Raw genomic sequence first — 5052 nt, 5'->3', positions numbered from 1 at the left:
GCACTCGGGGAACCGGCCCCGGTCACCGCGCGGGTGACCGCCGCCGTACGGCTGCACGCGCGCGTGGCCGCCGCCGTGCACGCGGAGATCGTCGCGGCGGGCGCGGTCGCCCGGCCCCCGCAGGCCGGCCGTCACCTCTACGCCGACCTCGGCCCGCTGCGCACCGCCCTCGCCGCACACGGAGTCGGCGACGCGCAGGAGTTGGAGGACTTCCTCACGGTCCGGCTCGGAATGCCCGCGCCCGGAGGGCACCGCTTCGGCGACGAACTCGGCGCGCTGCGCGTCCGGTTGTCCACCGGCCCGCTTCTGGGGCATACGGACGAGGAACGCGCGGAATGCCTCACATCCCCCTCGCCGTTGGAACTGCCACATGTGCAACGCGCGTTGATCCATGTGAAGTCGGTCTTCGACGATCTCCGCGACGACGCTCAGCGATGGGAGCCTCCTCGATGACGCAGCAGTCCGAGTCGACCACCACTACGAGCACCCCCACGAGCACCAGCACGAGCACCCCCACGAGCACGAGCACGACCCGCGAGGCCGGTGTCCCGGCGGTCGCGAAGGAGTTCGCGCCCCCGTTCCCGCCGCTCGCCGAACCCCGCCCCCTGGGCGAGCGCAGGGTGTGGCCGCGGACCTTCCACGACCGTCTGACCGCGCCTCTGCCCGGCCTGAAGTCCATGGCCCGCTTCGCCCGCGAGGGCTCCATCCGCCCCGACCGCGACGGCCTCGCCGACATCCCCCGCCTTCCGTACGAACCGGCGCCCGTGCCCCGTGCCGAGGCCCGCACGGTCGCCGTCTCCTGGGCGGGGCACGCCAGTTGGGTCGTGCAGATCGGCGGCCTGACCGTCCTGACCGACCCGGTCTGGTCCCGCCGCATCCTCGGCACCCCCACCCGCATCACCCCGGTCGGCATCGACTGGGACACGCTGCCGCGCATCGACGCGGTCGTCATCAGCCACAACCACTACGACCACCTGGACGCCCCCACCCTGCGCAGACTCCCGCGCGAGACCCCGGTGTTCGTACCGGCCGGACTGGGCGCCTGGTTCCGCCGCCGCCGCTTCACCGCCATCACCGAGCTGGACTGGTGGGAGGCGGCCGAACTGGACGGCGTGCGCTTCGACTTCGTCCCCGCCCATCACTGGTCCAAGCGCACCCTCACCGACACCTGCCACTCCCTGTGGGGCGGCTGGGTCCTGACGGCACCCGACGGGCACCGTGTCTACTTCGCCGGGGACACGGGCTACGGCCACTGGTTCTCCCGTATCGGCCGCCGCTACCCGGGCATCGACCTCGCCCTCCTGCCGATCGGCGCCTACGACCCCCGGTGGTGGCTCAGCGACGTCCACTGCGACCCGGAGGAGGCGGTGCGAGCGGCCCAGGACGTCGGCGCGCGGCGGATGGCCCCGATGCACTGGGGCACGTTCGTGCTCTCCGCGGAGCCGGTGCTCGAACCCCTGACACGCGTGCGTGCCGCGTGGGAGAAGGCGGGCCTGGACCGTGCGGACCTGTGGGACCTGCCGATCGGAGGCTCACGGGTCCTGGACTAGGACCCGAACCGGGCCGGGGGCGCCGGCCTAGGCGGCACTCGTCGTGCGGCGGATGCGCCGCCAGACGCCGGGGGCGGCGCCGACCAGGACGGTCAGCGCGACCGCCGCCACCACGCCCTCCCAGGGCTCGGCGAACAGCGACCCGCCCAGAATCCCGATCAGCTGATACGTCACGGCCCAGGCGAGGCACGCCGGCAGATTCCCCCGGGCGAAGCGCCGCATCGGCCACTTCGCCAGCAGACAGGCCAGCATCACCGGGATGCGCCCGGCGGGCACCAGCCGGGACAGCACCAGCACCGTGCCCCCGTGCTCGGCGAGTTTCTCCTGCGCCTGCGCCAGCCGGTCCTCCGGCGCCCGCGACCGGATCGCCTCCAGCCACCGCGACCCGTTCTTCGACCGCATCCCGCGCCGCCCCAGCCAGTACAGCGCCGCATCCCCGCAGAACGCGGCCACCGAGGCCGTCACGAACACCAGGGCCAGCGAGAAGGGCGCCGTCTGATGGACGGCGACCACGGCCGCCGAACTCACCAGCGCCCCGGTGGGGATCACCGGCACGAGCGCCCCGAAGAGCACCAGCAGGAACAGCGACGGATAGCCGAGCGCCTGCTGGGTGGACTCCGGCGGCACGGTCGTCGCCGTGGCGGCGAGCCATGTCACCGGGCGACCTCCAGCCGCACGCTCTCCCCGTGCCCGAGCCGGTGCACCGTGACGTCCGGCGCGTACTCGGCCGCCAGGCGCACGAACTCGTCGCCGGGCGCGTGGAATTCGTGCGGGCGCACCGCGTCCATGCCGATGGGCCAGTACGTGCCGTAGTGCACCGGCACCGCACTGCGCGGCGCCAGCCGGGCCAGCGCCCGCGCCGCCCGGCCCGCGTCCAGATGCCCCTCACCGAGATGGGGACCCCAGCCGCCCACCGGAAGCAGCGCCACGTCGACCGGCCCGACCTCCTCCGCCATCGTGTCGAACAGCCCGGTGTCGCCGGCGAAGTACGTCCGCCCCTCGCCCTCGACGACATAGCCGAGCGCGGGGGAGCGATGCGGTCCCAGCGGCAGCCGCCGCCCGTCGTGCCGCGCGGTGACGACCCGTACGACCACCTCGCCGACCTCCACCCGGTCCCCGGGCGCCACTTCGCTCACCCGGAGATGACCGAGCCGGCGCAGTCCCGGGACCGCACGGGGTGCGCCCCGGGGCACGAGCAGGCGCGTGCCCTCCGCGAGCCGCTCCAGCGAGGGGATGTGCAGATGGTCGGCGTGCAGATGCGACACCAGCGCCACGTCCGCGCGCGCGGCACCGGGCGGCGGGAGCGCGCCGCGCCGACGGCGCAGATGCGCGAGCCGGCGCGCGAACAGGGGGTCGGTCAGCAGGCGCACGTTCGAATCGGTGACCGTGCAGGTCGCATGACCCCACCAGGTGATCTCCACGGGCACCTCTTTGCCTCCTTCGCGCGACTCCCCCGAAGCCTACGGGCAGGAGTAGGGTCGGCGCCGAAACCCAGAGGTGAGGGGGACGCCATGGGACCGGTGCGGGTCACGGCGATCGCGAGTCTGACGCCGCTCGAGGAGCTGGACGCCGATCCCTTCCTGGTGGACTCCCGCAGCCAGCACGCGATGTGCGCCCGCTGGGCCGCCGAGCGCGGCTACATCGTCAGCCGGGAGCTGCTGGTGCGGGGACTGCGGGCCGACCACTGCGTGCTGTGGGACGGCGTGCGGCCGGGGGTGGATCTGTTCGTGGCGCCCAGCCGTCGGGTGCTGGAGAGCGCGCTGTCGTCCGTCGAGGAGTTCACCGCCGAGTGCGCCCGGCGCGGGGTGCGGGTGGAGACCGTGGGCTTCGCGGAACCCTGCTACGACGCGCAGATGAAGGCACGGGTGCACCGCCGGCTGTCGATGCCGACGGCCGGGTACGACGGCCGCTGAGCCGCCCTGCCCTCACCGCCCTCGCCCTCGCCCCCGCGTCCGCTCACACCCCCACCCCTTGGCCCGTCCCCGGTGCCGGAACGGGTTGTCCGACCCTTGTGACACTCTGAGTACAGGCTCGCACCGACGACGGGCCGGGACGTGAGGTGAGCAGGGCGTGCGCGGCGGGCGTTGGCGGAGGATCGCCAGTCAGGTGGGGCGGAGCGTCACGGTGTGGGCGGTCTCCACCCTCACCATGCTCGTGCTCGCCGGGCTCCTGCCGGACTTCCGGCTGCAGTCCCCCGACGGCGAGAGCGCCACCCACATCGCCGTCACCGCCGCGGTCGGCGCCGGTGCCTTCGGTCTGCTGTCGGCCCTGGTCTGGCCGCTGCTGGTACGGCTGCTGCTGCTCGTGCCCGCGCTGGTGCTGGGCCTGCTCGTCTTCGTGCTGAACGGCTCGCTGCTGCTGGTCGCGCTGCGGCTCAACCCCGCAAGCAGTGCCGAGGCGGCTCCGGAGACGGCCGTCGTGGTGGCCGCCGTGATGTCCGCCGTCGCCTCCGCCACCGGCGCCGCCCTCGCCGTGCGCGACGACGACGCCTACCGGCGCCGCCTGTACCGCCTCTCCGACCGCCGCCGCAGAAAGGGGCCACCGGGCCCGACCACACCGGGCACGGTCTTCCTGCAACTCGACGGCGTCGGACACGACGTACTGGTGGCCGCGGCCGCGAAGGGCCTGATGCCCACGGTGGCCCGGTGGCTGGAGAGCACCCACCGGCTCACCCCCTGGCGCACCGACTGGTCCAGCCAGACCGGCGCCAGCCAGCTCGGCATCCTGCACGGCAGCAACCACGACATCCCCGCCTTCCGGTGGTACGAGAAGGACACCCGCGAGGTGATGGTCTGCAACCGTCCGACCAGCGCCGCCGAGCTCCAGCGCCGTGCCGTCGAACGCACCGGCGACGGAGGGCTGCTGACCGCCGACGGCGCGAGCCGCGGCAATCTCTTCAGCGGCGGCGCCGACGAGCAGGCCCTCGTACTGTCCATAGCAACCCGCCGCCGCGGCCGGGAGAACCGCTCCCGCGCGGGCTACTTCGCCTACTTCTCCGACCCGGCCAACGCCGTGCGCACCGCCATGTCCTTCGTCGCCGAGGTCGGCCGCGAGATCGGCCAGTCCACCCGGTCCCGGTTTCGAAAGCAGCGCCCGCGCGTCGCACGCGGCGGCCTCTACCCCCTCGTGCGCGCCTTCGCGACCGTCGTGGAGCGGGACGTCGTCGTCGCCGCGGTGATGGGCGACCTGCTCGCCGGACGCACCGCGGTCTACGCCGACCTGGTGGCGTACGACGAGGTGGCCCACCACTCCGGGCCGATGAGCCGTGACGCCGAGAAGGTCCTGGAGCGGCTGGACCGCGCGCTGGCGCTGATCGCTAACGTCGCCGAGCACGCCCCGCGGCCGTATCGCATCGTCGTCCTGTCCGACCACGGGCAGAGCCCGGGCGAGACCTTCCGCTCCCGTTACGGCCTGGGCCTGGGCGAGCTGGTGCGGGCCGGCTGCGGGCTGCCCGTGCCGCGCAAGGCCCGGCGCACCCGCAGCGGGGCCGAGGCGCGCGCCG

General features: G+C 74.0%; 5 protein-coding genes and 1 pseudogene. 4 read left to right on the top strand and 2 right to left on the bottom strand.

The window, feature by feature from the left end; translation table 11 throughout:
* Both JYK17_RS40010 and JYK17_RS40005 read left to right on the top strand, forming a co-directional pair.
* A pseudogene (locus JYK17_RS40010) lies at window positions 1–453 on the top strand (pyridoxal phosphate-dependent aminotransferase); the annotation flags it as partial.
* The gene (locus JYK17_RS40005) at window positions 450–1550 is read left to right on the top strand and encodes an MBL fold metallo-hydrolase (RefSeq protein WP_222812306.1); all 1101 of its coding nucleotides are present in this window, start codon (window positions 450–452) and stop codon (window positions 1548–1550) included. The pseudogene JYK17_RS40010 and the gene JYK17_RS40005, both read left to right, overlap by 4 nt.
* Window positions 1551–1577: 27 nt before the next feature.
* Here the strand turns inward: JYK17_RS40005 and JYK17_RS40000 are convergent, their stop codons facing one another.
* Both JYK17_RS40000 and JYK17_RS39995 read right to left on the bottom strand, forming a co-directional pair.
* The gene (locus JYK17_RS40000) at window positions 1578–2207 is read right to left on the bottom strand and encodes a DedA family protein (RefSeq protein WP_108006320.1); all 630 of its coding nucleotides are present in this window, start codon (window positions 2205–2207) and stop codon (window positions 1578–1580) included.
* The gene (locus JYK17_RS39995) at window positions 2204–2977 is read right to left on the bottom strand and encodes an MBL fold metallo-hydrolase (RefSeq protein WP_128801491.1); all 774 of its coding nucleotides are present in this window, start codon (window positions 2975–2977) and stop codon (window positions 2204–2206) included. Before JYK17_RS39995 ends, JYK17_RS40000 begins: the two co-directional genes overlap by 4 nt.
* An 84-nt stretch (window positions 2978–3061) precedes the next feature.
* On the opposite strand from JYK17_RS39995, the gene JYK17_RS39990 reads away from it, so the two are divergent.
* Together JYK17_RS39990 and JYK17_RS39985 are read left to right on the top strand one after the other, a co-directional pair.
* Window positions 3062–3463 carry a hypothetical protein gene (locus JYK17_RS39990; RefSeq protein ID WP_108006316.1) on the top strand — a complete coding sequence of 134 codons (402 nt, stop codon included), beginning with the start codon at window positions 3062–3064 and terminating at the stop codon, window positions 3461–3463.
* A gap of 157 nt (window positions 3464–3620) precedes the next feature.
* Window positions 3621–5052, top strand: a 1432-nt coding sequence (locus JYK17_RS39985) for a phage holin family protein (RefSeq protein ID WP_222812305.1), incomplete at its 3' end; no start/stop codon positions are given.

This window comes from Streptomyces plumbidurans, assembly GCF_019857225.1.
Classification (GTDB): Bacteria; Actinomycetota; Actinomycetes; order Streptomycetales; family Streptomycetaceae; genus Streptomyces; species Streptomyces plumbidurans.
This window is presented reverse-complemented; position numbering and strand designations above follow the sequence as displayed.